This is a genomic window from Actinocatenispora rupis (assembly GCF_016861975.1).
GTDB classification, from domain to species: Bacteria; Actinomycetota; Actinomycetes; order Mycobacteriales; family Micromonosporaceae; genus Actinocatenispora; species Actinocatenispora rupis.
The window spans coordinates 1-552 of record NZ_BOMB01000080.1; the positions used below are offsets into that span (position 1 = coordinate 1).

A 552-nucleotide genomic window follows, 5' to 3' on the forward strand; every position below is an offset into this window, starting at 1 on the left:
TTGTGTCCGCCGCCGTCGGGGATGTTGCCGAGTTTCTTGATGTCGACGTGGACCAGTTCACCGGGCCGCTGGCGTTCGTAGCGGCGTATGACCCGGCCGGTCGCGCGGTCCAGGTGCGCCAGGCGAGGCAGCTGGTAGCGGTCAGGACCCGGTGCACGGTGGCCGGGTTCAGACCCAGCAGGAACCCGATGCGGGCCGGGCCCCACCGGCGCACGACACGGACCTTGATGATGCGGCGTTCGATGCGGGTCGGGATACGCGACGGGCTGGTGTGTGGGCGGCTGGAACGGTCCCTCATGCCTGCCTCGCCCGCCTCGCGGTACCGGTCGGCCCACCGCTTCGCCGTCGTCGGCGAAACCTGGAAACGCTCGGCAGCGCGGCGCAGCGGCCAGCCGTTGTCCACCACGCAGCAGGCAAGACGCAGCCTGCCAGTCGCAGTCAACGGTGCGTTAGCGTGAACCATTGAGGGCCTTCCTGGCTAGTTCGGTGTGTCTGCTTGGTCGCTACACACCGAACCCGGAAGGCCCTCACCTGTTCAAGATCACCAGACCG

At 68.1% G+C, this 552-nt stretch carries 1 pseudogene; it reads right to left on the reverse strand.

Going from position 1 to position 552, the window contains the following annotated elements:
* A pseudogene (locus tag Aru02nite_RS36350) lies at window positions 1-463 on the reverse strand (helix-turn-helix domain-containing protein); the annotation flags it as partial.
* Window positions 464-552 lie beyond the last annotated feature (89 nt).